This is a genomic window from Desulfobulbus alkaliphilus, assembly GCF_016918545.1.
In the GTDB taxonomy this organism is placed as follows: Bacteria; Desulfobacterota; Desulfobulbia; order Desulfobulbales; family Desulfobulbaceae; genus Desulfobulbus; species Desulfobulbus alkaliphilus.
Window position 1 is genome coordinate 1 of sequence record NZ_JAFFQC010000194.1, and the last position, 464, is coordinate 464.

The window sequence follows — 464 nt, forward strand, 5'->3', positions numbered from 1 at the left end:
TCCTGGGGCCGGCTGGGGCCGCCGGTTTGATGGAGGCGATGGATCGTAATCCGGGCGGCAGCGCCGCAGCGCTGTTCCCCGACGCTGCGCGGGCCAACCGCAGCATCTTCTATCGCAATGGACGCGCCGCCACGGTCGCCGAGGTCCACGCCAATCTGCAGCGCACGGCAGGCGAGGGCGCACCCGCCGCCGGAGCCGGCGAGACGAAATACGCCGTGCCGAACCTGAGCGACAAGGACCAGATGCTGGCCGCACGTCTGGATCGGCTGAAGCAGGATCAAGGCCTTCTGGCGCTATTGCTCGGTCAGGATGGATCGTCCAGCAGCGGCTTTGGCGGCGCTTTCTCGCCAAATGGCAAAGAATCGACCTGAGTCGTTGCATTGCAACCGATGGTAAACCGCCCGTTAAGCATGGCAGTCTCATTCTGGGATCAGCGTCCGATTCCATCACGAGCCGTCCATGAC

At 64.4% G+C, this 464-nt stretch carries 1 pseudogene; it reads left to right on the forward strand.

Annotation, left to right across the window (positions count from 1 at the left end):
- Nucleotides 1–371 (forward strand): annotated as a pseudogene (locus tag JWG43_RS20780) (lytic transglycosylase domain-containing protein); the annotation flags it as partial.
- Nucleotides 372–464 lie beyond the last annotated feature (93 nt).